At 71.4% G+C, this 22997-nt stretch carries 21 protein-coding genes and 1 pseudogene; 14 read left to right on the forward strand and 8 right to left on the reverse strand.

The annotated features are described in order from the left end of the window. Positions 1-25: 25 nt before the first annotated feature. Entirely contained in the window at positions 26-1783 is a 1758-nt protein-coding gene (locus tag F563_RS0112825) for a glucan ABC transporter ATP-binding protein/ permease (protein WP_019015079.1), read from the reverse strand. Positions 1784-1954: 171 nt separating this feature from the next. Here F563_RS0112825 and F563_RS0112830 point away from each other — a divergent pair, with 171 nt between their 5' ends. Both F563_RS0112830 and F563_RS22505 read left to right on the forward strand, forming a co-directional pair. Beyond that, positions 1955-4105: a hypothetical protein gene (locus F563_RS0112830; RefSeq protein ID WP_156825170.1), complete on the forward strand. Its 2151-nt coding sequence runs from the start codon at positions 1955-1957 to the stop codon at positions 4103-4105. 30 nt (positions 4106-4135) lie between these two features. Next, entirely contained in the window at positions 4136-4432 is a 297-nt protein-coding gene (locus F563_RS22505; protein WP_019015081.1) for a hypothetical protein, read from the forward strand. Here F563_RS22505 and F563_RS0112840 read toward each other — a convergent pair. Genes F563_RS0112840 through F563_RS0112850 form a run of 3 tightly spaced genes read right to left on the reverse strand, consistent with a single transcriptional unit; the run spans position 4419 to position 7047 of the window. Continuing rightward, the gene (locus tag F563_RS0112840) at positions 4419-5609 is read right to left on the reverse strand and encodes an MFS transporter (RefSeq protein ID WP_019015082.1); all 1191 of its coding nucleotides are present in this window, start codon (positions 5607-5609) and stop codon (positions 4419-4421) included. The genes F563_RS22505 and F563_RS0112840 overlap by 14 nt on opposite strands. Before the next feature lie 41 nt (positions 5610-5650). Beyond that, positions 5651-6388 carry an aspartate/glutamate racemase family protein gene (locus F563_RS0112845; RefSeq protein WP_019015083.1) on the reverse strand — a complete coding sequence of 246 codons (738 nt, stop codon included), beginning with the start codon at positions 6386-6388 and terminating at the stop codon, positions 5651-5653. Then, a complete protein-coding gene (locus F563_RS0112850; protein WP_019015084.1) occupies positions 6385-7047 on the reverse strand; it encodes a CYTH domain-containing protein in 663 nt (220 codons plus the stop codon). The genes F563_RS0112845 and F563_RS0112850 overlap by 4 nt, the downstream gene beginning before the upstream one ends. 115 nt (positions 7048-7162) lie before the next feature. On the opposite strand from F563_RS0112850, the gene F563_RS0112855 reads away from it, so the two are divergent. From F563_RS0112855 to F563_RS0112895, 9 genes are read left to right on the forward strand one after another with little or no spacing between them, the layout of a single operon-like run. Continuing rightward, complete coding sequence (locus tag F563_RS0112855) at positions 7163-8320, forward strand: M20/M25/M40 family metallo-hydrolase (protein ID WP_019015085.1); 1158 nt, start codon at positions 7163-7165, stop codon at positions 8318-8320. Between the two features lie 28 nt (positions 8321-8348). Then, positions 8349-9437 carry an NAD-dependent epimerase/dehydratase family protein gene (locus tag F563_RS0112860; RefSeq protein ID WP_425386940.1) on the forward strand — a complete coding sequence of 363 codons (1089 nt, stop codon included), beginning with the start codon at positions 8349-8351 and terminating at the stop codon, positions 9435-9437. A 1-nt stretch (position 9438) separates the two neighbouring features. Beyond that, complete coding sequence (locus tag F563_RS22510) at positions 9439-10278, forward strand: GNAT family N-acetyltransferase (protein WP_019015087.1); 840 nt, start codon at positions 9439-9441, stop codon at positions 10276-10278. Continuing rightward, the gene (locus F563_RS0112870) at positions 10275-10916 is read left to right on the forward strand and encodes a TetR/AcrR family transcriptional regulator (protein ID WP_019015088.1); all 642 of its coding nucleotides are present in this window, start codon (positions 10275-10277) and stop codon (positions 10914-10916) included. The genes F563_RS22510 and F563_RS0112870 overlap by 4 nt, the downstream gene beginning before the upstream one ends. 48 nt (positions 10917-10964) lie before the next feature. After that, positions 10965-12014: a dihydrodipicolinate synthase family protein gene (locus tag F563_RS0112875; RefSeq protein WP_019015089.1), complete on the forward strand. Its 1050-nt coding sequence runs from the start codon at positions 10965-10967 to the stop codon at positions 12012-12014. 10 nt (positions 12015-12024) lie between these two features. Next, positions 12025-13179 (forward strand): Gfo/Idh/MocA family protein, encoded by a 1155-nt coding sequence (locus tag F563_RS0112880; protein WP_019015090.1) that lies wholly within the window; start codon positions 12025-12027, stop codon positions 13177-13179. A 2-nt stretch (positions 13180-13181) separates the two neighbouring features. Beyond that, a complete protein-coding gene (locus F563_RS0112885; RefSeq protein WP_019015091.1) occupies positions 13182-14342 on the forward strand; it encodes a dihydrodipicolinate synthase family protein in 1161 nt (386 codons plus the stop codon). Further along, entirely contained in the window at positions 14342-15154 is an 813-nt protein-coding gene (locus F563_RS0112890) for a sugar phosphate isomerase/epimerase family protein (protein WP_019015092.1), read from the forward strand. The genes F563_RS0112885 and F563_RS0112890 overlap by 1 nt, the downstream gene beginning before the upstream one ends. Before the next feature lie 12 nt (positions 15155-15166). After that, positions 15167-16132: a Bug family tripartite tricarboxylate transporter substrate binding protein gene (locus F563_RS0112895; protein ID WP_019015093.1), complete on the forward strand. Its 966-nt coding sequence runs from the start codon at positions 15167-15169 to the stop codon at positions 16130-16132. On the opposite strand, the gene F563_RS0112900 is transcribed toward F563_RS0112895, so the two are convergent. The 3 genes from F563_RS0112900 to F563_RS0112910 are packed head-to-tail and all read right to left on the reverse strand — an operon-like array spanning position 16125 to position 19410. Continuing rightward, positions 16125-17564, reverse strand: a complete 1440-nt coding sequence (locus F563_RS0112900; RefSeq protein WP_019015094.1) for an enolase C-terminal domain-like protein — start codon at positions 17562-17564, stop codon at positions 16125-16127. The two genes, F563_RS0112895 and F563_RS0112900, sit on opposite strands and share 8 nt — an antisense overlap. Then, the gene (locus F563_RS0112905) at positions 17561-18391 is read right to left on the reverse strand and encodes a sugar phosphate isomerase/epimerase family protein (RefSeq protein WP_019015095.1); all 831 of its coding nucleotides are present in this window, start codon (positions 18389-18391) and stop codon (positions 17561-17563) included. Before F563_RS0112905 ends, F563_RS0112900 begins: the two co-directional genes overlap by 4 nt. Then, on the reverse strand, positions 18391-19410 hold the full coding sequence (locus F563_RS0112910) for a Gfo/Idh/MocA family protein (protein WP_019015096.1): 1020 nt from the start codon (positions 19408-19410) through the stop codon (positions 18391-18393). The genes F563_RS0112905 and F563_RS0112910 overlap by 1 nt, the downstream gene beginning before the upstream one ends. Positions 19411-19496: 86 nt before the next feature. On the opposite strand from F563_RS0112910, the gene F563_RS0112915 reads away from it, so the two are divergent. The 3 genes from F563_RS0112915 to F563_RS0112925 are packed head-to-tail and all read left to right on the forward strand — an operon-like array spanning position 19497 to position 22550. Then, the gene (locus tag F563_RS0112915; RefSeq protein WP_019015097.1) at positions 19497-20510 is read left to right on the forward strand and encodes a Bug family tripartite tricarboxylate transporter substrate binding protein; all 1014 of its coding nucleotides are present in this window, start codon (positions 19497-19499) and stop codon (positions 20508-20510) included. A 7-nt stretch (positions 20511-20517) separates the two neighbouring features. Then, positions 20518-21057: a tripartite tricarboxylate transporter TctB family protein gene (locus F563_RS0112920; protein ID WP_019015098.1), complete on the forward strand. Its 540-nt coding sequence runs from the start codon at positions 20518-20520 to the stop codon at positions 21055-21057. After that, the gene (locus F563_RS0112925; RefSeq protein ID WP_019015099.1) at positions 21057-22550 is read left to right on the forward strand and encodes a tripartite tricarboxylate transporter permease; all 1494 of its coding nucleotides are present in this window, start codon (positions 21057-21059) and stop codon (positions 22548-22550) included. Before F563_RS0112920 ends, F563_RS0112925 begins: the two co-directional genes overlap by 1 nt. A gap of 279 nt (positions 22551-22829) precedes the next feature. On the opposite strand, the pseudogene F563_RS24865 reads toward F563_RS0112925, so the two are convergent. Then, a pseudogene (locus F563_RS24865) lies at positions 22830-22997 on the reverse strand (IS701 family transposase); the annotation flags it as partial.

Consider the following 22997-nt stretch of genomic DNA (forward strand, 5'->3'; position numbering starts at 1 on the left):
GGCGGGTGCAGGGCGGAGCCCTGCGTCACGTCACCGCCGGGCTGAGCTGCGTCGCGACCAGCTCGGCAAAGATGCCCCCCTTGCGGGTGAGCTCCTCGAAGCTGCCCTGTTCGGCGATCCGCCCCTCGCTGAACACGAGAATCGTGTCGGCATCGCGCACGGTCGAGAGCCGGTGCGCGATCACGAAGGTGGTGCGCCCGCGCATCAGCGCGCGCAGCGCCTGCTGCACGCGCGCCTCGGTCGCGGCGTCGAGCGCGCTCGTTGCCTCGTCGAGGATCAGGATCGGCGGGTCCTTGAGCAGCGCGCGCGCGATCGCCAGTCGCTGGCGCTGCCCGCCGGAAAGCGTGGCGCCGCGCTCGCCGACCAGCGTGTCGTAGCCGCGCGGCTGGCGGAGGATGAAGTCGTGCGCCTCGGCGAGCCGGCAGGCGGCTTCGAGCTCCTCCTGCGTCGCATCCGGCTTACCCACGCGCAGATTGTCGGCGATCGAGCGGTTGAACAGCATGCTCTCCTGGAACACCACGCCGATCTCGGCGCGCAGGCTTGCCAGCGTGACGTCGCGGATGTCGATCCCGTCGATGGTGATGCGACCCTCCTGCGGGTCCCAGAGCCGCTGCAGCAGCGCCATCGTGGTGCTCTTGCCGGCGCCGGTCTGGCCGACGAGGGCGACGGTGCGGCCCGGCGCCACGGTGAACGACACATCGCGCAGCACCGGCGGGCCGCCCGGATACCCGAAGGTGACGTGCTCGAACGCGACCTCCCCGCGGACGTGCCCGAGGGCCACGGCATCGGGCTTCTCGGGCACGGACGAGCGCGTGTCCATCACCTCGAAGTAGAGCGCCACCGCCGGCATCTGCATGAAGAGGGTGGCGACGAAGCCGACGGCCTGTTCCAGCCGGGCGATCAGCAGCGTGGCGAAGCCCATGAAGGTGACGATCTCGCCGACGCTCGCCTGACCGCGCAGATGCAGCCAGGTGCCGAGCACGAAGATCGCGATCACGGTCAGCGTGGAGGCGGCACGGGTGAGCACGGTCAGCAAGGCCCACCAGTTCAATACCGGAAACTGGGCCGCGAGCAGCTGGCGGATCGTGTCGCGGAACCGCTGCGCCTCGGCGGTGAGGCGCACGAAGGACTGCACCACCATGACGTTCGCGAGCGCATCGCCCGCAGTGCCGGCGAGGGCGGCATGGTAGCTCTCGACCTCGCGCTGCGCCTCCTGGGTCCTGCGGATGACGAGCGCGGCCGCGACCGCGAACAGCGCGGCGAGCACCATCAGCAGAGCGGCAAGCCGCCAGTTCATGAGCAGTGTCAGCGGCAGCAGCACCAGCGCGATCACGAAGGTCGAGAGATGCTCGCGGAAGAAGCCGAGCCAGACCCAGAACATGTTGTCGGCGCCGGCGATCATGATCTTCAGCAGCCGGCCGGAATGCGTGTCGCCGTGGAACGACAGCGGCAGGCGCAGCACGTGCTCGAAATAGCGATGCATGGCGGCGAGTCGGTTGCGGTGCGCGAGCCGATCGGCGTGCAGCGCGACCAGGATCGCCGCGACGATCCCGGACAGCCCCACCCCGGCCCAGATCAGCAGCAGGGTGACGGTGCCCGACCACACCTCGGCCACCGGCCGCCCGGCGCTGCCGGCGAGCATGTCCACCACCCGTCCGAACAGCACCGGCTCCAGGAAGGTCAGCCCGGCGAGCAGCGCGTTCGCGACCGCAAGCGCGATCGCGACCCGGCGCTCGGGTGCCAGCGCGGCGAGGACCCGACGATAGAGGGCGAGGAAGGACATTGCCGGCGTTCCTACGCAGCGCTTGCGGCGGGATGAGGGCAGGGCCGCGCACCCGGACGTGGCCCGGCTGGAATTCCCTTGCGCGGGCGCTGATGGACCCGGAATGATGCGCGGCCGGTGCAGCGCGCCGCGTGCCCTTGGCCGATCGCGGCCGGGGACCGGGAGGTCATCATGACATCAGCCAACTACCCGACCGCACCCGCCGGCGCCTCGCCAGGGGCGTTCGATCTCAGCGAGGTGCCGGTCGAGCATGTTGCCGCGATCGCGGCCCTGTCCGGCACCGCAGGCACGGGCGATGCCGATGCAGCCGCGCTCCGCGGTCCCGGGTCCGCGCCCGATGCCATGCAGGCAGCGCGCATCACCGTGCCGATGCGGATCGTCAGCGGAAGCTATCGCGGCAGGACCGGCCCGTGGCGGCTCGATCTGCGCGTGGATGTGGACGGGGTACGGCCGCTCCGGCAGGTCAGTGGCGACTTCTTCCGCGTCGACGGCGGCACCGTCACCTATACGGGCTCGTTCGCTGCGAGCAACGTGAACATTGCGGTCACGCCGGAAACCGTGACGATCTACGCCCTGGTCAACGCCTCGTTCCCCAACAGCTGCCCGAGGGTCAGGATCATCATTCCGCGGCGGACGATCCTCCAGGCGGCGGGCGAGGCCGACGTCCAGTGGCTCGCCACCAGCGGCCAGGCGGGGACCCGGTATCTCTGCCTCTGGGAAAGCCGGTTCTTCCGCACCGTCGATCTCGAGGAGGATGTCGAGACGGGCGTCACACCCTTCGAGTCCTACAACACCGGGGCGCTCAGCTCGGGCGGTCCGGCGCGCACGCTCTATCTGACCACCGCCTTCGTCGAGGCGGGGATCGAGCTGCGCCTCACCGGCGAGCCCGGCACCATCGCCACCGCGCCCGGCGGAACCTGGAGCAACGCCGAGCTGCATGCGGCGATGGAGGCGCATTTCAGCCAATGGGCGAACCAGCCGCAGTGGAAGGTCTGGCTGCTGCATGCGCGCGAGCACGATCTTGGGTCCGGCCTCGCCGGCATCATGTTCGACCAGCGTGGCCGCCAGCGGCAGGGCTGTGCCGTGTTCTATGCGGCGATCGCCGGCACCAGCGCGACACGACGGCGCGACCAGCTGTTCACGTGCATGCATGAGCTCGGCCATTGCTTCAATCTCTACCACTCATTCAGCAAGACCTTCACGACCCCGCCACGCCCGGATCGGCCCGATGCGCTCTCCTGGATGAACTACCCGCAGAACTTTCCCGGCGGACAGACGGCGTTCTGGTCGTCGTTCCCGTTCCAGTTCGACGATCTGGACACGATCCATCTGCGCCACGGCTTCCGCGACAACGTGATCATGGGCGGCAATCCGTTCGGCGAGGGCGCGGCGCTGGAGGGGCTCGGCTATTTCGCCGAGCCGGAACAGGACGGCTCCGGCCTCGCCCTGGAGCTCCGCGCCGATCGGAGCTTCCGCCTGGGCGAGCCTGTGGTGGTCGAGCTCAAGCTCTCCACGCGCCGCGCCGAGGGGATCACCGTGCATCGCCATCTGCACCCGGCCGACGGCTTCGTCACGATCGCGATCCAGAAACCGGGCGGCGCCACGGTGGTGCACAGGCCGCTGATCGAACACTGCATCCGGCCCGAAATCGTGGTGCTGGATGCCGGTCATCCCGCGATCTACGACAGCGCCTATATCGGCTGCGGCGAGGAGGGCCTCGCCTTCGGCGCACCCGGGCTCTACCGGCTGCGCGCGGTCTATCTCGCGCTGGATGGTTCGCGCGTCGTCTCCGACACGCTGGAGCTGCGCGTGCGGGGCACGCATCACGACCAGGACGAGGCGGTCGCCGACCTGCTGCTCGACGAGCAGGTGGGCACGCTGTTCACGCTTCTGGGCTCGGAGGGGCCGGAGATGGCCTCCGCCAATGCCCGCATCGAGCGCCTGGTCGAGGAGCACAAGGCGCATCCGCTCGCGCTCTATGGCGAGCTCGTGCAGGGCTATGTCCGCGCCCGGCCGTTCAAGCTTGTCCTGGCCGACGAACCCGTGCAGGTGCGCGAGGCGAGGCCCGCCGAAGCGGTGGCGATGCTCGACCGCGTGGTCGATGTCTCGATTGCGCCGGGCAAGGGGCTCGACAGCATCTCGCTCAATCAGATCTTCCGCCGCATGATCGCCGCGCTGAAGACGGCGGGCGACGACAAGGGCGCCGTGCGGATCGGCAAGCGCATGCTCGAGACCTACCGGAAGCGTGGCCTGAAGCCGCATGTGCTGGCCGAGATCGAGCGGCAGCGCGACGAGGCCCTGGGCGGGACCAGCATCGCGTAGACTGCCGGCGCCGCCCTCGGGAGCACCACCTTGCCCGCGATCACGCTCGACCTCCAGGAAGGCTTCGCCGGCGAGACGGTCGAGGTGCGGCTCGACGGCAGGGAGGTCTGGCGCGGCGAGGTGCGCACGGACTGGTCGATCGGCCTCGCCGAGCGGGTGCAGGTGGAGGTGCCGGCCGGCGGCGGGACCGTCAGCGTGACCGTGCCGTCACGCCCTGCCTCCATCGACCTCGTGCTCAAGCCCGGCGAGGCGCCGGTGCTCGGCGTGTCGCTGATCGGCGGCGGGCTCGTCTCGCGTCGGTCGGACGAGCCGTTCAGGTACTTCTGACCGGCGCCGAGCGCGCGGCGCCGACGAAGGCCAACGCGGCGATCACGCCGCACGCGACCATCACGATCTGCACCGGGCGGTAGTCGCCGCCGGAGGCCTGCCAGAGCCAGGCCGCGGCATAGGGCCCGATCGCCCGCGCCGCGATGCCGGGCGTGACCAGCGCGCCGGCGACCGCGCCGTAGCCCTCGCGCCCGAACAGCTCGGCCGGCACGGTGCCGCGCACGATCGTCAGGATCCCGCCCGAGGCGCCGTACAGCACGACATAGGCGCCGGCGAGCCACCACCATGGCTCGACCCCCATCAGCGCGAGGATCGCGACCGGCTGCGCCGCAGCCGCGAGGATCGCCACCCTGCTCGGGCGGACGCGTTGCAGCCCGGCGAACTCCAGCACCCGGCCCGCCACCTGCATCGGCCCGGTGAAGGACGCGACCGCGACCGCCGCCGTCGCCGAGAGCCCCGCCTCCTGCAGCATCGGGATCGCATGCACGGCGACGATCGAGAACAGCACCGCGCCGGTCGTGAACGCGAGCGCGACGAACCAGAAGGCGACGGTGCGCAGGATCGGTCCCAGCGGTCGGCGCGGCGTGCCGCGCGCGACCCGCGTGCCCGGCAGGAAGGCCGCGTGCAGCGGCAGGCAGATCAGCAGCGCCGCCGCGGCCCAGACGAGATATGTGTCGCGCCAGCCGAGCCGGGGCAGCAGGGCCGCGGTGATCGGCCAGGCGACCGTGCTCGCGAGCCCGCCGGCGAAGGTGAGGATGGTGATCGCGCGCCGCGCCTGCTCGCCGAAGCTCGCGGTGATGGTGGCGAAGGCCGGCTCGTACTGGGTCGCCGCCATCGCTGCGCCGGTCAGCACCCAGGCGGCGAAGAACCACGGCTCGGACGGCGCCCAGGCCAGCGCGGCGAGCGACAGCGCCGACAGCACCGAGCCCACGCTCATCACGATCCGTCCGCCGAACCGGTCGAGCAGCAGGCCGACCGGGAACGAGCACAGGCCCTGCGACAGCAGGCCGATCGAGTAGGCGCCGAAGATCGCCTCGCGCGACCAGCCCTCGGCCTCGCCGATCGCGGGCGCGAGCACGGCGATCGCGTAGTACTGCGACCCCCAGGCGATGATCATCGTGACGGAGAGGGCGACGACCGCGCGCCAGGGCGGCGCGGGCGCGGGCAGGGCGGACATGCGTCGACGCTAGCCGCGCTCGGGCGCCCGCGACAGGGGGCTCAGCCCCGCAGCAGCGTCTCCAAGGGCGATGCCAGCCCGACGCTCGCGCGTCCCGTCGGTGCCGCAAAGCTGCCGACGGCGGGCTTCTTCAGCCCGAGCGCCACCAGCGCCTCGGCGAGCCGTACGGCGGCGGCGATTCCATCCACCAGCGGCACCGGCACATCGGCCCGGATGCGCCCGCCCATGCCGGCGAGCGCCGCGCCGCCCAAGATCACCGCATCGGCCCCGTCCCGCGCGAGCGCCCGCGCCGTCTCGGCCACCTTCGCCGCGACCCCGGCCGGGTCGGAGGCCGCGTCGGAGGGACTCGCCGCGACCAGCCCGATCCCGGACAGCCGCGAGGCCAGGCCGTAGGACGCGATCAGCTCGCGGTAGAGCTCCGCCGAGGAGAAGGTCACCAGCCCGAACCGTCCGCCGAGCATGCAGGCCGTCAGGCAGGCAGCCTCGGTCATGCCCAGCACGGGAATCGGCAAAAGCTGGCGCGCGGCGGCGAGCGCCGTGTCGTAGGACACCGCGAGCACGGCCGCATCGCAGCCCGCGTGGTGCTGCGCCAGGCAATCCAGGATGCCATGCGCGGCGATCGCGTTCTCGGCGCGCGAGGAGATGATCGCGGGGCCGAAGCGCGGGGTCGCGGCGACGATCTCGGTGCCCGGCGAGGCGGCCGCGCGCGCCGCGGCCGCGCAGTTCTCCGTCACCGCCACCGTGGTGTTGGCGTTGGCGACCAGAATCCTGAGTGTCACGCCGCACCGCGCCGGCGCGATGCCTCGTAGCGGCTGCGCTTCGACCGCGCCGCCCGCGGCGGCACGCCCGCGCGCGCAAGCAGGCCCGACAGCCAGGCCGCCGCACTCCGCGCCGCGCTCGGCGCGACTTCGAGCTCGACCTCGTGATGCTCGGCACCGTCGGGCATCAGCGACCGGTCGAGCGCCAGCGTCGCCTTCGTTCCGCAGGGCAGCGCGATCTCGACATGCGTCCGCTCGTTGCGGAACCCGCCGGTGGGGCGCACGGGCTTGCCGTCGGCCGCCTCGGCGATGCGCCGCGCCAGCGCCTGCGCCACCTCGGCCGGCACGGCGCGCGCGAAGGCCGGGATCGGGTCAGCCGTGCCGGCGGCGAGATGCGATGCCAGCGCCGGGGTGAGCACGCGCTCGGCCTCCTCGCGCGCGGTCAGGGCACCGCGGCCGGCCAGCGGCGGGCCTTTCGCGGTCAGCACCCAGGCGTCGTTCTCCTCGCGCAGCCGGAAGGTCAGCCGCGCCGCCGCCAGCCTGCCGTCATCGGTGTCGAAGAAGATGTTGTGCTGCCGGAGCAAACGCCGCCGCGGCGGCAGAAGCGCCTCGATCCGCGACCGTTCGATCGCGTCCTTCAGCATCAGCTTGAATTCGCGCTCGATGCCGTCGCCGGCCATGAGGGCTCCCCGTCCGGCGGCGTTACACCATTCCGGCCCGCCGATGGCAAGCCGGTGGACAGGTGGCGCGGTCGGTGGAAGCCTTGCCGGCTGACGACACGAGGAGACGCACCGGATGGACCCCAATGCCCTGCCCTTCGACGCGGAAGCGATCCTCGCGGGGCTCCGGAACTGGGTCGAGGTCGAGAGCCCGACCTATGACCGTGCTGCGGTGAATCGCATGATGGACGCGGCGGGTCGCGACCTTGCGCTGCTCGGCGCGCGGATCGAGCGCGTTCCCGGCCGCATGGGCTTCGGCGACTGCGTGCGGGCGCGCTTCCCCCAGCCCGCGCTCGGGGGCGGCGTGGATGGACCGGGTATCCTGCTGATGAGCCACCTCGACACCGTGCACCCGGTCGGCACGGGCGGCGCCTCCGGCCCGCTCGCGTTCCGCCGCGAGGGCGACAAGGCCTGGGGGCCCGGCATCTGCGACATGAAGGGCGGGGCCTATATCGCGATGGATGCCGTGCGCGCGATCCTGGAGGCGGGGGCATGCACGAAGCTCCCGGTGACGATTCTGCTGACCAGTGACGAGGAGGTGGGCTCGCCCTCGACGCGCGACCTGATCGAGGCCGAGGCGAAGCGGCACAAGGTCGTGCTGATCCCCGAGCCCGCGCGCGCGAACGGCGGCGTGGTGAGCGGGCGCTACGCGATCGCGCGCTTCGCGCTGGAGTCGCGCGGCCGGCCGAGCCATGCCGGGGCGCGGCTGTCGGAGGGGCGCTCGGCCATCCGCGAGATGGCGAAGCAGATCCTCGCCATCGAGGCGATGACGACCGAGGATGCGACCTGCTCGGTGGGCGTGATCCACGCCGGACAGTGGGTGAACTGCGTGCCGATGCTGTGCCAGGCGGAGAGCCTCAGCATGGCCAAGCGCCAGCAGGATCTCGATGCGTTGGTGGAGCGGATGCTGGCGCTCAAGCCGACCGATCCCGATGTCGGCTTCACGGTGCGGCGCACCTATACGCGCCCGGTGTGGGAGGCGGACGGGAAGGTGCTGGCGCTGCATGCGCTGGCGGAGCGGATCGCCACGGGCGTGGGGATCCCGGCCCTGCCGCATGAGAGCTCGGGCGGCGGGTCGGATGGGAACTTCACCGGGGCGCTCGGGATTCCGACGCTGGACGGGCTCGGCGTGCAGGGCGCCGGGCCGCACACGCTGGATGAGCACATCCTCGTCTCGTCGCTGGTGCCGCGGGCGAAGCTGCTCGCGGGGTTGCTGATGCAGATCGATGGCTAGCAGAAGAAAAAACCCTGGGGGGACCACGGTGGTCCCCCCAGCCCCCCCTCCGCAGATCGCGCCCGCGGCCCGACCAACGGGAGGGACGCCCTCCTGGGGGGTCCGGGGGGCCAATGGCCCCCCGGTCACTGAGGAAGACCTCGAAGAGGCGCTCTCGCGCCCGCCGCCGGGCTTCGCCCTTCCGCCCGGCGACATCCTCATCCTCGGTGTCGGCGGCAAGATGGGCCCCACGTTGGCGCGCCTCGCGCGCCGCGCCGACCCCGCCCGACGCATCATCGGCGTCGCCCGCTTCTCCGAACCCGGGCTGCGGAACCGCCTCGATGCCTGGGGTGTCGAAACGATCGAAGCCGACCTGCTCGACCGCACCGCCCTCGTGCGCCTGCCCGACGCGCCCAACGTCGTCTACATGGCCGGGCGCAAATTCGGCTCCACCGGCGCGGAACACCTCACCTGGGCCATGAACGCCACCGTGCCGGCCATGGTCGCGGAACGCTACGCGGCCAGCCGGATCGCCTTCTTCTCGACCGGCTGCGTCTATCCCTTCGTGCCCGTGCTCTCCGGCGGCGCCACCGAGGACACGCCGCTCACCCCGCCCGCCGGCGACTACGCCTGGTCCTGCGTGGCGCGCGAACGCGCCTTCGAGCACGCGTCCGCCGCGCACGGCACCCGCACCGTCGCGATCCGCCTGAACTACGCGATCGACCTGCGCTACGGCGTGCTGCACGACGTCGCGGTGAAGGTGCGCGACAGCCAGCCGATCGACGTCACCTCCGGCCATGTCAACGTCATGTGGCAGGGCGATGCGAATGCCTGGGCGCTCCGTGCACTCGCACTCGCCGCGGCGCCGATGGCGGCGCTGAACGTCACCGGCCCGGAGACCATCTCCGTGCGCTGGCTCGCTCACGAGTTCGCCCGTCGCCTCGGCCGCGAACCGATCATCACAGGCGAGGAAGCAGCCACGGGCTGGCTCAACAATGCCGCACGCGCGATCGGGCTGTTCGGCTACCCGACCGTTCCGCTCGCCACGATGATCGACTGGACCGCCGCCTGGATCGCGCGCGGCGGCCGCAGCCTCGGCAAGCCCACGCATTACGAGGTGCGGGACGGCACGTTCTGACATGATCCCGGCGATTCGCCCGCTAACCGAGGCCGATCTCGACGCCGCCTTCGCGCTCTCCACCGCGGCGGGCTGGAACCAGACGATCGCCGACTGGCGGGTGTTCCTGCGCGACGGACGCGCCTGGGGCATCGAGGCGGATGGCGTGCTCGCGTCCTCCGCCGCGGTGCTGCCGTTCGGGCGCAAGGTCGCGTGGGTGTCGATGGTGCTGACGCTGCCGGAGCGGCGCGGCCGCGGCTATGCCACCGCGCTGATGGCGCACGCGCTCGCGGCCCTCGACGCCTCGGGCCACCGTGCGGTGCTGGACGCGACGCCGCTCGGTCAGCCCGTATACGCGAAGCTCGGTTTCGCGCCGTTCTGGAGCTTCCGACGCTGGCGGCTCGAAGCGTCGGGCGGCGCGGTGCAGGGCGTGCGCCCGCTGCGCCCCGGCGACTGGCCCGAGCTGCTGGCACTCGACGCCGCTGCCAATGGCATCCCGCGCGAAAGTCTGCTGCGCGCGCTTGGGACACGATTGCCGGCCGTGGCACGCGTCGCCATTACCGGCGGGCGGATCGAGGGTTTCGCGCTCGCGCGCGACGGCCGGCTCGCGCCGCAGATCGGACCCGTGGTCGCGCGCGATGGCCGCTCTGCCCAGCGGCTCATCGCGGCGCTGCTCGCGGCGCTGCCGGCGGGACAGAGCGCGGTGATCGATCTCGCCGACTCGCAGACGGAACTCGCCGCCTGGCTCGCCGGCCGCGGTGCGGCACCGCAACGGCCGTTCACCCGCATGGCGGTCGGCGCCGAGCCGCTGCCCGGCGACGCATCGCTGGTCGTCGCGCCGATCGGGCCCGAGTTCGGATGAGCGACGCGCCCGACCCAGGCTCGCCGCGCGCGCAGGCGACGCGCCGGCGCATCCTCGAAGCCGCGATCGCCGAGTTCACCGCGAAGGGGCTCGACGGCGCCCGGGTGGACGAGATCGCCGCACGGGCCGGCGCCAACAAGCGCATGCTCTACGCGTATTTCGGCGCCAAGGAGGAGCTTTGGATTGCCGCACTGGAAGCCGTGTACGCGGCGATGCGCGCGGAGGAGAGCCGCATCGACGTCGAGCATCTGCCACCGGAGGAGGGCATCGCCGAGCTCGTCCGCTTCAAGCTGCGCTACACCGCGGCACACCCGGAGGTGGTCGCGCTGCTGACCAGCGAGAACCTGCACCGCGCGCGCTACCTGCGCCGCTCGACCCAGGTGCCCGCTCTGTACTCACCCGTTGTTGCGGTGCTCGCCGCGTTGCTGAAGCGCGGCGCCGCCGAGGGACGGTTCCGCGACCGCGTCGATCCGGTGCAGCTCTACATCTCGATCACGGCGCTGTCGCACTTCTATCTCGCCAACGGGCACACGCTGTCGGTGATCTTCGGCCGCGACCTGCTGACCGAGCAGGCGATCGCCGCGCGCGAGGCGCATGCCGTCGAGGTGATCCTCGGCTATCTGCGCCGGCCGCGTTGACCACCGGCACGGCGTCAGGTAACCATCCGGTTACTTGCGGGGGAAACGATGGGTTTGCACTGGCAGGACTGGCCTGACGCGGTTCGCGCGCTGTTGCGCGGGGGCTGCGTGATCCCCGCGCATCCTCTGGCGCTGGATGAGCGGCGTCAGCTCGATCCGCGCCATCAGCGCGCGCTGACGCGCTACTACCTCGCCGCCGGCGCGGGCGGGCTCGCGGTCGGGGTGCACACGACGCAGTTCGCGATCCGCGAGGTCGGGCTCTATGAGCCGGTGCTGCGCCTCGCCGCCGAAACCGCCGCCCAGGCGACGCGGCCGGTGCTGCTGGTCGCCGGCGCGATCGGCCGCACGGCGCAGGCGGTCGCGGAGGCGCGCGTCGCGCGTGGCCTCGGCTACCACGCGGTGCTGCTGAGCCTCGCGGCGATGAAGGGTGCGTCGGAGGACGAGATCGTCGCGCACTGCCAAGCGGTCGCGGCCGAGATGCCGCTGTTCGGGTTCTATCTCCAGCCGTCGGTCGGCGGCATTCCCCTGCCGGCGCGGTTCTGGCAGCGTTTCGCCGCGATCGAGAACGTCGCCGCGATCAAGGTGGCACCCTTCGACCGCTACGCCACGCTCGACGTGCTGCGCGGCGTCGCTCTCGCCGGCGCGGAAGCGCGGATCACGCTCTTCACCGGCAACGACGACCACATCCTCGCCGACCTGCTCACCCCCTTCGCGGTGCGCGCGCACGGCCGCGAGGTGACGCTCCGCTTCAAGGGCGGCCTGCTCGGGCATTGGGCGGTGTGGACGAAGACGGCGGTCGACCTGCTCGGCCGCGTGCATGCCGCCCCGCCGGGCGAGCCCGCACTGCTCGCGCTCGATGCGCGCGTCACCGACTGCAACGCCGCGTTCTTCGATGTCGCGAACGGCTTCCACGGCTGCATCGCCGGCATCCACGAGGTGCTGCGGCGGCAAGGGCTGCTGCGCGGCATCTGGTGCCTCGACCCGAAGGAAGGTCTTTCGGCGGGCCAGGGCGCCGAGATCGACCGCGTCTATCGCGACCACGCCGACCTCGCCGACGACGACTTCGTGCGTCGGCATCTGAACGAGTGGTTGTCCTGAGGGAGGGACCATGCCGGAGACAAGACGCCTCGGCCTGATCATGCACGGTGTCACCGGGCGGATGGGGACGAACCAGCACCTGATCCGCTCGATCGCCGCGATCCGCGCCGAGGGCGGTGTCGCGCTGAAGGACGGCACGCGGGTGATGCCCGACCCGATCCTGATCGGCCGCAATGCGGACAAGGTGCGCGCGCTCGCCGCCGCGCATGGGGTGGCGCGCTGGGGCACCGATCTCGCGGTGGCCCTGGCCAACCCCGACGACACCGTCTTCTTCGATGCCGGCACGACGCAGATGCGCGCCGACCTGCTGCGCCGCGCGATCGCGGCGGGCAAGCACATCTACTGCGAGAAGCCGACCGCCGAGACGCTGGCGGACGCGCTCGATGTCGCGCGGCGCGCCGAGGCCGCCGGCGTGAAGAACGGCGTCGTCCAGGACAAGCTGTTCCTGCCGGGGTTGCGCAAGCTGAAGCTGGCGATCGACAGCGGCTTCCTCGGGCGGCTGCTCTCGGTGCGCGGCGAGTTCGGCTACTGGGTGTTCGAGGGTGATTGGCAGCCGGCGCAGCGCCCGTCCTGGAACTATCGCAAGGCGGAGGGCGGCGGGATCATCCTCGATATGCTCTGCCACTGGCGCTACGTGATCGACAACATCTTCGGCCCGGTGACGTCGGTCAGTTGCCTCGGCGCGACCCACATCCCGCGCCGCTGGGACGAGCGGGGCGAGCCCTATGTCGCCGATGCCGACGATGCTGCCTACGCCACCTTCACGCTCGACTCGGGCGCGGTGGTGCAGATCAATTCGTCCTGGTGCACGCGCGTGCGCCGCGACGACCTCGTGACCTTCCATGTGGACGGCACGCATGGCAGCGCGGTCGCCGGGCTGCATCGCTGCTGGACCCAGGCGCGCGTCAATACGCCGAAGCCCGTCTGGAACCCAGACCAGCCGCAGACCATCGACTTCTTCCGCACCTGGGACGAGGTGCCCGACAACACCGTCCATCCCAACGGCTTCCGCGCGCAGTGGGAGATGTTCATCCGCCATGTGATGGAGGACGCGCCCTTCCCCCATACGCTGCGCGAAGGTGCGAAGGGCGTGCAGCTCGCCGAGGCGGGGCTCCGCTCCTGGGCCGAGCGGCGCTGGATCGACATCCCCGCATTGGAGGCGTGAGCATGCCGACGATCACCCTGCCGACCGCCGACCGGCGCCTCGAACCCTTCACCACCCGCCCGCCGCGCGATTTCCCGAAGGCGACGCCGCCGTTCAACCGGGTGGCGATCGCCGCCGCGCATGTGGTCGCCGATCCGCTCGCCGACGTCGATCCGTGGCTCGACGTCGCGATCGACTGGGACCGCACCATCGCCTATCGCTGCTATCTCTGGTCGCTCGGCCTTGGGGTCGCGGAGGCTATGGACACCGCGCAGCGCGGCATGGGGCTCGATTGGGCGGCCTCGCTCGAACTGATCCGCCGCAGCCTCGATGCGGCGAAGGACATCCCCGGCGCGGTGATCGCCTGCGGTGCGGGCACCGACCACCTCGCCCCCGGACCTGACGTGACGATCGACGACGTGATCGGCGCCTACGAGCACCAGGCCAGTGCGGTCGAGGCGCTCGGCGGGCGGGTGATCCTGATGGCGAGCCGGGCACTGGCGAAGGCCGCGCGGGGGCCTGACGACTATCTCCGCGTCTATCACCATGTGCTGTCGCAGGTGCGCCAGCCCGTGATCATCCATTGGCTTGGCGAGATGTTCGATCCGGCGCTCGCCGGCTACTGGGGCTCGGACGATCACTGGCAGGCGATGGAGACGTGCCTGACCATGCTGCACGCGAATGCCGCGTCGATCGACGGCATCAAGGTCTCGCTGCTCGACAAGGACAAGGAGATCGCCATGCGCCGCCGCCTGCCCAGGGGCGTGCGCATGTACACGGGCGATGACTTCAACTACGCCGAGCTGATCGCCGGCGACGATCAGGGCCATTCCGACGCGCTGCTCGGCATCTTCGATGCGATCGCCCCAGCGGCGTCCGCTGCGCTCGGCAGCCTGCACCGCAACGACCTCTCGACCTTCCACGACATCCTCGGCCCGACCGTTCCGCTCTCGCGCCACGTCTTCAAGGCGCCGACGCGGTTCTACAAGACCGGCGTGGTGTTCCTCGCCTGGCTGAACGGGCACCAGGACCACTTCACCATGGTCGGCGGACAGCACTCCGCGCGCAGCCTGCCGCATCTCGCCGAGCTGTTCCGCCTCGCGGATGCCGCCGGTCTGCTGCGCGACCCGGACATGGCCTGCGCGCGGATGCGCAGCCTGCTCGCAACCCACGGCGTGCACTGATGGCGGATCTCGCGCGGCTGTCGCTCAACACCGCGACGGTGCGCGAGCGCTGGGACCTGCCGGCCTGCATCGAGGGCTGCGCGCGTCACGGCATCGGCTGGATCGGTCCGTGGCGCGACGGTCTCGCGGCCTACGGTATCGCGCGCGCGGCACGGCACATCCGCGACGCCGGGCTTACGGTGTCGGGGCTGTGCCGCGGCGGCTGGTGGACGTCGGTCCCGCGCGCGCAGGCGATCGACGACAACCGCCGCGCGATCGACGAGGCGGCCACTCTTGGCGCGCGCTGCCTGGTGATCGTCAATGGCGGTCTGCTGCCGGACTCGCGCGATCTCGCCGCCGCTCGCGCGCGCTGCCTCGAAGGCCTCGCCGCGGTGCTGCCGCACGCGCGCGCGGCCGGCGTTGCGCTCGCCCTCGAACCGCTGCATCCGATGACCTGCGCCGACCGCTCGGTGCTCTCCACCACCGCCCAGGCGCTCGACTGGTGCGACGCGCTTGGCGACGGGGTCGGCGTCGCGCTCGACGTCTATCACATCTGGTGGGACCCCGAGGTGCTGGCGCAGATCGCGCGCGCGCGCGGCCGCATCCTCGGCTTTCATGTCTGCGACTGGCTGCAGGAGACGCGTGATCTCGTCACCGATCGCGGCATGATGGGCGACGGGGTGATCGACATCGCCGGACTGCGGACGGCCGTGGATGCGGCGGGCTATGATGGCCCGATCGAGGTCGAGATCTTCTCCACGCGCGACTGGTGGACGCGCGATCCGGACGAGGTGCTGGCCGTGATGAAGGCGCGCTTCGAACGCTGCGTCTGAGGGAGTGGAGCGATGCTGACACGACGATCGGCCCTGATCGCGGCGGCCCTGACGCCGCTGGCGGCGCACGCGCAGTCCTGGGCGCCCTCGCGCCCGGTCCGCCTCGTCGTGCCGTTTCCGGCCGGCGGCGCCACCGATGTGGTCGCGCGCGTGCTTGGCGAGCACATGTCCGGCACGCTGGGCCAGCCCGTGGTGGTCGAGAACCGCACCGGCGCCGGCGGCAATGTCGGCGCGGAGACCGTCGTGCGCAGCCCGCCCGACGGCCACAACCTGCTGATGGGGACGATGGGCGGACTGACCATCAACCCGCATCTCTATCGCGGCATGAGCTTCGATCCCGCGCGCGATCTCGTGGGCATCGGCATGGCGTTCGAGACCGTGCACGTGCTGATCGTGCACCCCGCCGTGCCGGCCACGACGGTCGGCGAGCTGATCGCGCTGGCCAAGGCCCAGCCGACCCGGCTCGCCTACGGCTCGGCCGGCGCCGGCAGCTCAACGCACATGGTCGCCGAGCTGTTCCGCCTCACCGCCGGTATCGAGCTGACGCACGTGCCCTATCGCGGCTCGGCGCCGGCGCTGAACGACACGGTCGCGGGCACGGTGCAGATCATGCTGGACCAGTTGCCGTCCTGCATCGGCCAGGTGCAGGCGGGACGGGTGCGCGCGCTCGCGGTGACGGGCGCGGCGCGCCATCCGCTGCTGCCCGAGGTGCCGAGCATGGCCGAGGCCGGGCTCGCCGGTGCGTCCGCGACGTCGTGGGGCGCGATCATGGCGCCGACCGGCACGCCGGCGCCCGCGATCGCGCGCCTGAACGCGGCGCTGAACGCCGCCCTCGGTGACGCATCGGTGCGTGCACGGCTGGTTCAGGCGGGCGCCGATCCTGTCTCCTCGACGCCCGAGGCGGTCGCGGAACGGATGCGCACCGAGACGGCGATGTGGGGCCGCGTCGTGCGCGAGGCCAACATCACCGTCAACTGACCGGCCACGCGGCCTTCGGCATCGGTTCCATCGCAGCGGTGCCAGGCAGCACCGCCGAGCCGAAGCCCGCGCAGTCGAGGCTGCCGAGATCCAGCATGCCCTCGGTGATGGCGAGCCGCGGACCGCGCGCGCTCGGACGGTAGAGGCCCGGATGCGCGACAAGGAAGCGCTCGGCCTCGGCACGCGGCCGGCCGGCAAAGCCATCCACGAAGTGATGCCCGTTGCGTTCGACATGTCCAAGACCGAGCAGCGACACGAGCGCGAGGTCCTGCTGCACGCAGAGGCCGGCGAGCGTGGTCAGGTCCTCGCCGCTCATGAAGAAGCGCTCCGCACCGGCCTCGCCGTTCCAGACACGGCAGCGCGCGAGGTTGACGAGGCTCTTGTAGAAGCCCTTGCAGTTCTTCGACGACACGCCGGTGTAGCCTCGTTCCCGCGCCGCGAGGAACGCATCGAGCGTGCCGTCGCTCTCATCCACGATCACGGGGCGGTACGTGGCCAGCGGCGTCATGTCGGCCGCGAGTGCTGCCGCGCGCTTCACCGGCTGCTCGATGAACAGCACGGATTGGCGCAGCCTGGCGAGGCGCGGTTCGGCCTCGATCGCGCGCCAGAGCGCGAGCGCCGCCTCGGCATCGGCGTACTGCTCGTTGCCGTCCAGGGTGGTGACGTAACCGGGCGCGAGGCGATCCAGCACCGCGGCGATGCGGGACAGCCGATCGACATCCGCCGCAACATCGCCGCCGACCTTCAGCTTGAAATGCGTGTGGCCGTAGGTGGTGCAGACCTCCTCCAGCGTCTCCGGCAGGCCGTCCTCGACGCGCGATGCTGCCGGCTGGTCTGACGCGGTGATCGGATCGACCAGGCCGACGGTGTGGCGTGCGGCGATCCGCGGCTGCGGCGACAGGCCCGCGAGAAATCCGTTCCAGTCGAAACCGTCGAGATCGGCGATCGCCGGATGCGGCGCGATCCCGGCCACGTTGGCGCGCATGCCGGTCGCGAACGAGACGCCATGCGCGCGCAGCACGGCATCAAGGATGGCGCGGTCGATCAGGGCAGGGCCGAACCCGGCGACCAGCGGGGGCAGGCGCTCGATCGCGGCCTGCGCCAGGACGCCTGCGTAGCTGTCGGCGAACAGCGCGAACGGCGTGCTCGGCCCGGCGGCGAGATAGGCGTTGCGCGCGATCTCGATCGCGCGGCGGAGCTGGTGCTCGTTCTGCTCGTCGGTCAGGGCCGGGTCCTTGTCGAACCACTTCGCGGCCAGCGTCTCGGCCGCCATGCCCTCGACGACGCGGCCGTTCTCCAGCCGCACGCGCGCGACCAGGACCGCCTGGCGTCCATGCGTCACGGTGATGACGCCGAAACGGAACGGCAGGCGCAGGCGGAACGGCCACTCGAAGCACCGCAGATCCTCGAGGGTGATGCGCGGTGCGGTCATGTCAGGGTCTCCAGGAGGCCGCGCAGGTAGCCGATCGCGCGCGCGGCGCAGGTGGGGCCGTCGGGGATGTACTCGAACGGCTCGATCGCCGCGGTGCCGGTGTAGCCTTGCGCGCGCAGCGCCGCGAGCACCGGCGTGAAGCGCACCGCGCCCTGGCCGGGCGCGCGCCTGTTCGCATCGTTCAGGTGGACATGCGCGATCAGCCCGGTGGGCAGCCAGCGCGCGACCAGCGCATCTAGAGGCTCCGTCTCGGTGCTCGCGGCAGAGCAGGTATCCAGCATGGTGCGCAGCGCGGGATTGCCGATGGCGCGCACGATCGCCGCCGCCTCCGCGATCGTGTTGACGAACGCGGTCTGACCGCGGTCAAGCGGCTCGATGCAATAGACGACGCCGGCCGCGCGTGCGCGCTCGCCCGCGAAGGCGAAGGCGTCGATGGCGCGCGCGCGGGCGGCCTCGCGGTCCGCGCCCTCCGGCAGCACGCGTTGCGCGGGCGAGCCGTGCACGAGATGCGTCGCGCCGAGTTCGGCGGCGAGCGCCACGAGCCCGGCGATGACGTCCAGCGTGCGCGCTTGGGTTGCCGCGTCGTCGCTGGTGATCGACAGCCCCGCCGGCGCGACCAGGAGCCAGTGCAGCGAGGTGATGGCGATCCCGGCGTCCGACGCGGCGCGACGGAGCGCGGCGATCTCGGCGGCGGGCAGGCGATGGGGATCCGCGCCGAGCGTGAAGGGCGCGAGTTCGATGCCGTCATAGCCGAGCGACGCGGCGAGGTCGCATTGGGCGGCGAAGGGCAGCTCGCGCACCACCTCGTTGCACAGGCTGAACCGCATCAGGCCGCGATCCCGACCACGGCGTCGCAGCGGCTGCTCGCGCGTGCCGCATCCAGCACTGCGGCGACCGCAACGCCGGCGTCGCGCAGCGTCGCGATCGGGTCGGCCTCGCCGCGCAGCACGCGCAGGAAATGGTCGAATTGCCGCGCCATCACCTCGGGCGGATCGGCGGAGGGCGCGCCGATCTCCTCGGCCTCGCCGTAGTCGGGCACGAAGATCGCGCCCGCGCACCGGTGCGTCCCGCGCCAGAGCGTCAGCCGCTCATCGGTCAGGCTGAACCGGACGACGCCTGCCGTGCCGGTGACGATCAGCTCCTTGGTCGAGAGCGTGCCTGGAACGAACGGATCAGGAGTCGCCCCGGGCAGGCGGTAGCCGGCCTCCACCAGCGCCGTTGCACCGGAAGGGAAGCGCATCTGCACCGCGGCGAGATCGTCATGGCCGCGCCCCTCGTCGTCCCGCAACGTGGCGAAGACGCGCGAGGGCGTCTCGCCGATCAGCCAGAGGATCAGGTCGATGAAGTGCACCGCGTCATTGGCGAGCGGGCCGCTGTCGGCGCGCATCCGCTTGATGCCGACGAACCGCGCGGAACAATGCAGCACGCGCCCGACCGCGCCCTCCGCGACCAGCGCCTTCAGCGCCGCCCCCTTGGGGTGGAAGCGCAGATACATGCCGACCTGCACGGGCACAGGGCCGGACTCGGCGCGGCGGAGCAGGTCGCGTGCCTCCTCGGCCGTGGGTGTGGCGGGCTTCTCGAGGAACAGCGGCTTGCGCGCGTCGAGCACGGCGGAGGCGATCGCGTGGTGCGTGTCGGTCGGCGTCAGCACATCGACGAGATCGGCCTCGGCCAAGGCGGCGCGCCAATCGGCAACGCCGCGCGCAGTCGGCGCGTGAATGGCGAGGATATCGGCGAGATCAGGACGCGGATCGGCGACCGTCAGCGAGCCCGCAAGACCGACGCGCGACCAGCCAGCGAGATGCGCGAGACCGAAATTCCCGCAGCCGATCTGCAGCACGCGCACCCGCTTCCTCCCTCGCTTGACGCACTGGTTCGATCCGGTGGACCATCAGGTAACCAACAAGTTACCCGCAACGGGGAGAGGGGTCCATGAAGCGTCGCACCTTTGTCGGCCTGGCCGCATCCGCCGCCGTGCTGCCTGCCCTGCCGGCAGCCGCGCAGGGCTATCCGTGGCGGCCCGAGCGGCCGGTGACCATCATCGTACCCTGGGCTGCCGGAGGCTCGACCGACCAGATGGCGCGCGTGGTCGCGGCCGAGCTCGAGAGCGAGCTCGGCCAGCGCTTCGTGGTGGTGAACCAGCCGGGCGCCTCGGGCTCGATCGGCACGCGCAACGCGCTCGAAGCGGCGCGCGACGGCTACACCTGGGCGGCGGGCGCGGCGGTCGATGTCGGCACCTACAAGGTGCTCGGCCTGCTCGACACCATGCTGGCCGACTGGCACCTGTTCTTCGCGGTCGCGAACGTCTCGGTGATCAGCGTCAATCCGAACACGCCGTTCCACGACTTCGGCCAGCTGCTGGAGGCGCTGAAGACGCGCGGCCAGACGATCCCGGTCGCGACCGCCGGGCTCTCCTCCGCCGGGCACAACATGATGGAGATGATCCGCGCCGCCGTTCCGGGCCTGCAATACCGCCACGTCACCTACGAGGGCGGCAACCCCGCCGTGGTGGCGACGGTCGCGGGCGAGACCCAGGCGGTCAGCCAGCTCCTGGTCGAGATGACCGAGATGATCCGCGGCAACCGCCTGCGCCCGCTGGTCGCGCTGTCCGACAAGCCGGTGCCGCTCGCGGGTTTCGGCGAGATCCCGCCGATCACGCAGTGGGTGCCGGGCATGGTGGCGCCGGTGAACTATTTCGGCATCTGGATTCCCAAGGGTGCGCCGGCGCCGGTGGTGCAGTCCATGACCATGGCGTGGGAGCGCAAGATCAGGAACAGCGAGGCGCTGAAGCGCTATGCCGAGAACCGCAGTGCGATCTTCACGCCGATCCACGGCGAGGAGGCGTTCAACGGCGCGATGCAGATGGTGACGCGCACGGCCTGGCTGTATCACGACGCCGGCAAGACCAAGCTGTCGCCGGAGGCGGTCGGGATCGCGCGGCCGTAAGCCCGCAGTGGCGGACGAGAGCGCAGCCAGTCACGTCACCCCGCCGCCCAAGGCGCGCACCGACCTGATCACGGCCGCGGTGCTGCTGGCCTTCGCGGCGGCGGCGTTCGCGGGGGCGTGGGCGATGCCGACCTTCACCGATCGCGGCGGGGATCCCTTCACCGCGCCCGGCATCGTGCCGGGCTTCCACGCGGTGGTGATCGGGGTCTTGTCGCTGGTGCTCGGGGTGCGCGCGGTGCTGCGCGGGGCGCTGCGGCCGGACGGCGGCCCGCCGGCGGAGTGGCGCAGGGTCGAGGGCGCTTCGACGCCCCGGCTGGCGCTCGCGGCCGCGCTCGGGGTGGCGCTGGTGTTCGGGCTGATCGGCCGCGTGCCGTTCTGGGCGGCGGCGGCGCTGTTCGTCGCGTCCTTCACCATCCTGTTCGAGTGGCCGATGACGCCGAAGGAGAGGCGGCTGCGCCGCGTCATCGAAGGCATCGCGCTCGGGATCATCACCGGCCTGGTGGTGACGCTGGTGTTCGAGCGCGTCTTCCTGGTGCGGCTGCCCTGATGACGCAGCTCGCCATGCTGGGCGACGCGTTCGCCTCGCTGATGACGGTCTCGACGCTGTTCAATGTCGCCTGGGCGACGCTGCTCGGCATCATCATCGGCGCGCTGCCTGGACTGACGGCGACAATGGGCGTGGCGCTGATGACCACGCTGACCTATCGGATGCAGCCGGATGCGGCGATCCAGATCCTGATCTGCATCTATGTCGGCGCGATCTATGGCGGCAGCCGCTCGGCGATTCTGCTGAACATTCCGGGCACGCCTGCGTCCGCCTGTTCGACGCTCGATGGCTATCCGCTCGCGCGGCGGGGGGAGGCGGGCCGGGCGATGGGGATCTCCACCTCGGGCTCGTGGCTCGGCACGCTGGTCGGGACGTCGATGGTGGCGCTGTTGACGCCGACGCTGGGCGAGATGGCGCTGAGTTTCGGCAGCTACGAGTTCTTCTGGATCGCGATGTTCGGCATCGTGATCGCGGGGACGCTCTCGGGCGGCGATGCGCTGAAGGGCTACATCGCCGGGTTCCTCGGGCTGTTCGTCTCGACGATCGGGCAGGAGACGAACCACGCCTATGCGCGCTTCGCGTTCGGCGACCCGAACCTGGCGGGCGGGATCAGCCTGCTGCCGGCGCTGGTGGGGGCGTTCGGCGTCGCCGAGGTGTTGCAGGTGATGCGCGGGCCGCGGATGCAGCCGGTGGCGGCCGAGGTGGACAGCGTGATCCCGCGTCTCGAGGACATCACGCGGTACTGGCGTACGATCCTGCGCTCCGGGCTCATCGGCACCTTCATCGGTGCGCTGCCGGGGCTGGGCGAGGATATCGCGGCGTGGACGAGCTATGCCGCGGCGCGGCGCGGGTCCAAGGAGCGGGAGCTCTACGGCAAGGGCTCGATCGAGGGGCTGATGAGTGCCGAGACGGGCGAGAGTGCCTGCGTGCCCGGGGCGATCATTCCCGTCCTGACGCTCGCCGTACCGGGTTCGGCGCCGGCGGCGGTGCTGCTGGCCGCGATGATGATCCATGGGCTGAACCCGGGGCCGATGCTGATCGTGACGGCGCCGCATTTCATCTATCGCGTGGTGGCGATGCTGGTGCTGGCCGACATGGCGAAGCTAGTGTTCGGGCTGCTGCTGGTGCGGCCCTTGTTGTGGATCCTGCTGGTGCCGCGCGAGCGGCTGATGCCGGTGGTGTTCGTGCTGTGTTGCGTGGGCGCCTACGCGATCGCATCGCGCCAGTTCGACATGGGCGTGATGCTGGTGTTCGGGCTGATCGGGTTCGTGCTGCGCGACCTGAAGTTCCCTGTGGCGCCGCTGATCCTCGGCCTGGTGCTGGGGGACCTGCTGGACAAGAACCTGCTGCGTGGCCTGACGCTGACGGCGGGGGACGTGAGCCCGTTCTTCACCCGGCCGGTGAGCGCGGTGCTGAGCGCGGTCACGTTGGGGTCGCTGCTGCTGTCGGTGCCGGCGGTGCGGGCGCGGGCCGCGCGGCTGGCGGGGCGCTAGCGGCGCGCCCAGCGAGGCGCGCCGCCTTCGGCGGGATGGGGGCCGGGGGCAAAGGCCGATGGCCCTTGGCCCCCGGTCTGTGGTGCCTGCTGAGGGGGGGCTCGTTCCTGCCACGCCTCGGCAACGGACCAGACCGAGGCGGTCGTCAACGCCTAGCACGACTTTGGCAAAGTGGCCATGAATTTGACGGCGAGGCTTTGGCTGCAGTGCGGACATCGGCGGCTGTGGGGGCCGAAGAGATGCTGCTGCAAGGCGCGTCTGACGGCGGGAAGGCTCGGCTCAGGCGGCGGTCCCGGCGGCTGGTTTTTTCCCCCCTTTCGCCGCAGCGAGCCGCTGGGCTTGCAGGAAGGCGTAGGCGATCATCGTCATCAGCGCGTGGCGGTGCCGCCCGGCCCATGATCGCCCCTCGAAGTGATCGAGGCCGAGTTCCTCCTTCAGCTGCTGGTG

Source organism: Elioraea tepidiphila DSM 17972, assembly GCF_000378465.1.
Taxonomy (GTDB): domain Bacteria; phylum Pseudomonadota; class Alphaproteobacteria; order Acetobacterales; family Acetobacteraceae; genus Elioraea; species Elioraea tepidiphila.

Excerpts from the sequence above, each read along its gene's own strand:
- F563_RS0112925 (WP_019015099.1), top strand. The coding sequence starts at position 21,057 with ATGACGCAGCTCGCCATGCTGGGCGACGCGTTCGCCTCGCTGATGACG.
- F563_RS0112825 (WP_019015079.1), bottom strand. The coding sequence starts at position 1,783 with ATGTCCTTCCTCGCCCTCTATCGTCGGGTCCTCGCCGCGCTGGCACCC.
- F563_RS0112855 (WP_019015085.1), top strand. The coding sequence starts at position 7,163 with ATGGACCCCAATGCCCTGCCCTTCGACGCGGAAGCGATCCTCGCGGGG.
- F563_RS0112875 (WP_019015089.1), top strand. The coding sequence starts at position 10,965 with ATGGGTTTGCACTGGCAGGACTGGCCTGACGCGGTTCGCGCGCTGTTG.
- F563_RS0112870 (WP_019015088.1), top strand. The coding sequence starts at position 10,275 with ATGAGCGACGCGCCCGACCCAGGCTCGCCGCGCGCGCAGGCGACGCGC.
- F563_RS0112840 (WP_019015082.1), bottom strand. The coding sequence starts at position 5,609 with ATGTCCGCCCTGCCCGCGCCCGCGCCGCCCTGGCGCGCGGTCGTCGCC.
- F563_RS0112890 (WP_019015092.1), top strand. The coding sequence starts at position 14,342 with ATGGCGGATCTCGCGCGGCTGTCGCTCAACACCGCGACGGTGCGCGAG.
- F563_RS0112895 (WP_019015093.1), top strand. The coding sequence starts at position 15,167 with ATGCTGACACGACGATCGGCCCTGATCGCGGCGGCCCTGACGCCGCTG.
- F563_RS0112915 (WP_019015097.1), top strand. The coding sequence starts at position 19,497 with ATGAAGCGTCGCACCTTTGTCGGCCTGGCCGCATCCGCCGCCGTGCTG.
- F563_RS0112885 (WP_019015091.1), top strand. The coding sequence starts at position 13,182 with ATGCCGACGATCACCCTGCCGACCGCCGACCGGCGCCTCGAACCCTTC.
- F563_RS0112880 (WP_019015090.1), top strand. The coding sequence starts at position 12,025 with ATGCCGGAGACAAGACGCCTCGGCCTGATCATGCACGGTGTCACCGGG.
- F563_RS0112850 (WP_019015084.1), bottom strand. The coding sequence starts at position 7,047 with ATGGCCGGCGACGGCATCGAGCGCGAATTCAAGCTGATGCTGAAGGAC.
- F563_RS0112830 (WP_156825170.1), top strand. The coding sequence starts at position 1,955 with ATGACATCAGCCAACTACCCGACCGCACCCGCCGGCGCCTCGCCAGGG.
- F563_RS22510 (WP_019015087.1), top strand. The coding sequence starts at position 9,439 with ATGATCCCGGCGATTCGCCCGCTAACCGAGGCCGATCTCGACGCCGCC.
- F563_RS0112905 (WP_019015095.1), bottom strand. The coding sequence starts at position 18,391 with ATGCGGTTCAGCCTGTGCAACGAGGTGGTGCGCGAGCTGCCCTTCGCC.
- F563_RS0112900 (WP_019015094.1), bottom strand. The coding sequence starts at position 17,564 with ATGACCGCACCGCGCATCACCCTCGAGGATCTGCGGTGCTTCGAGTGG.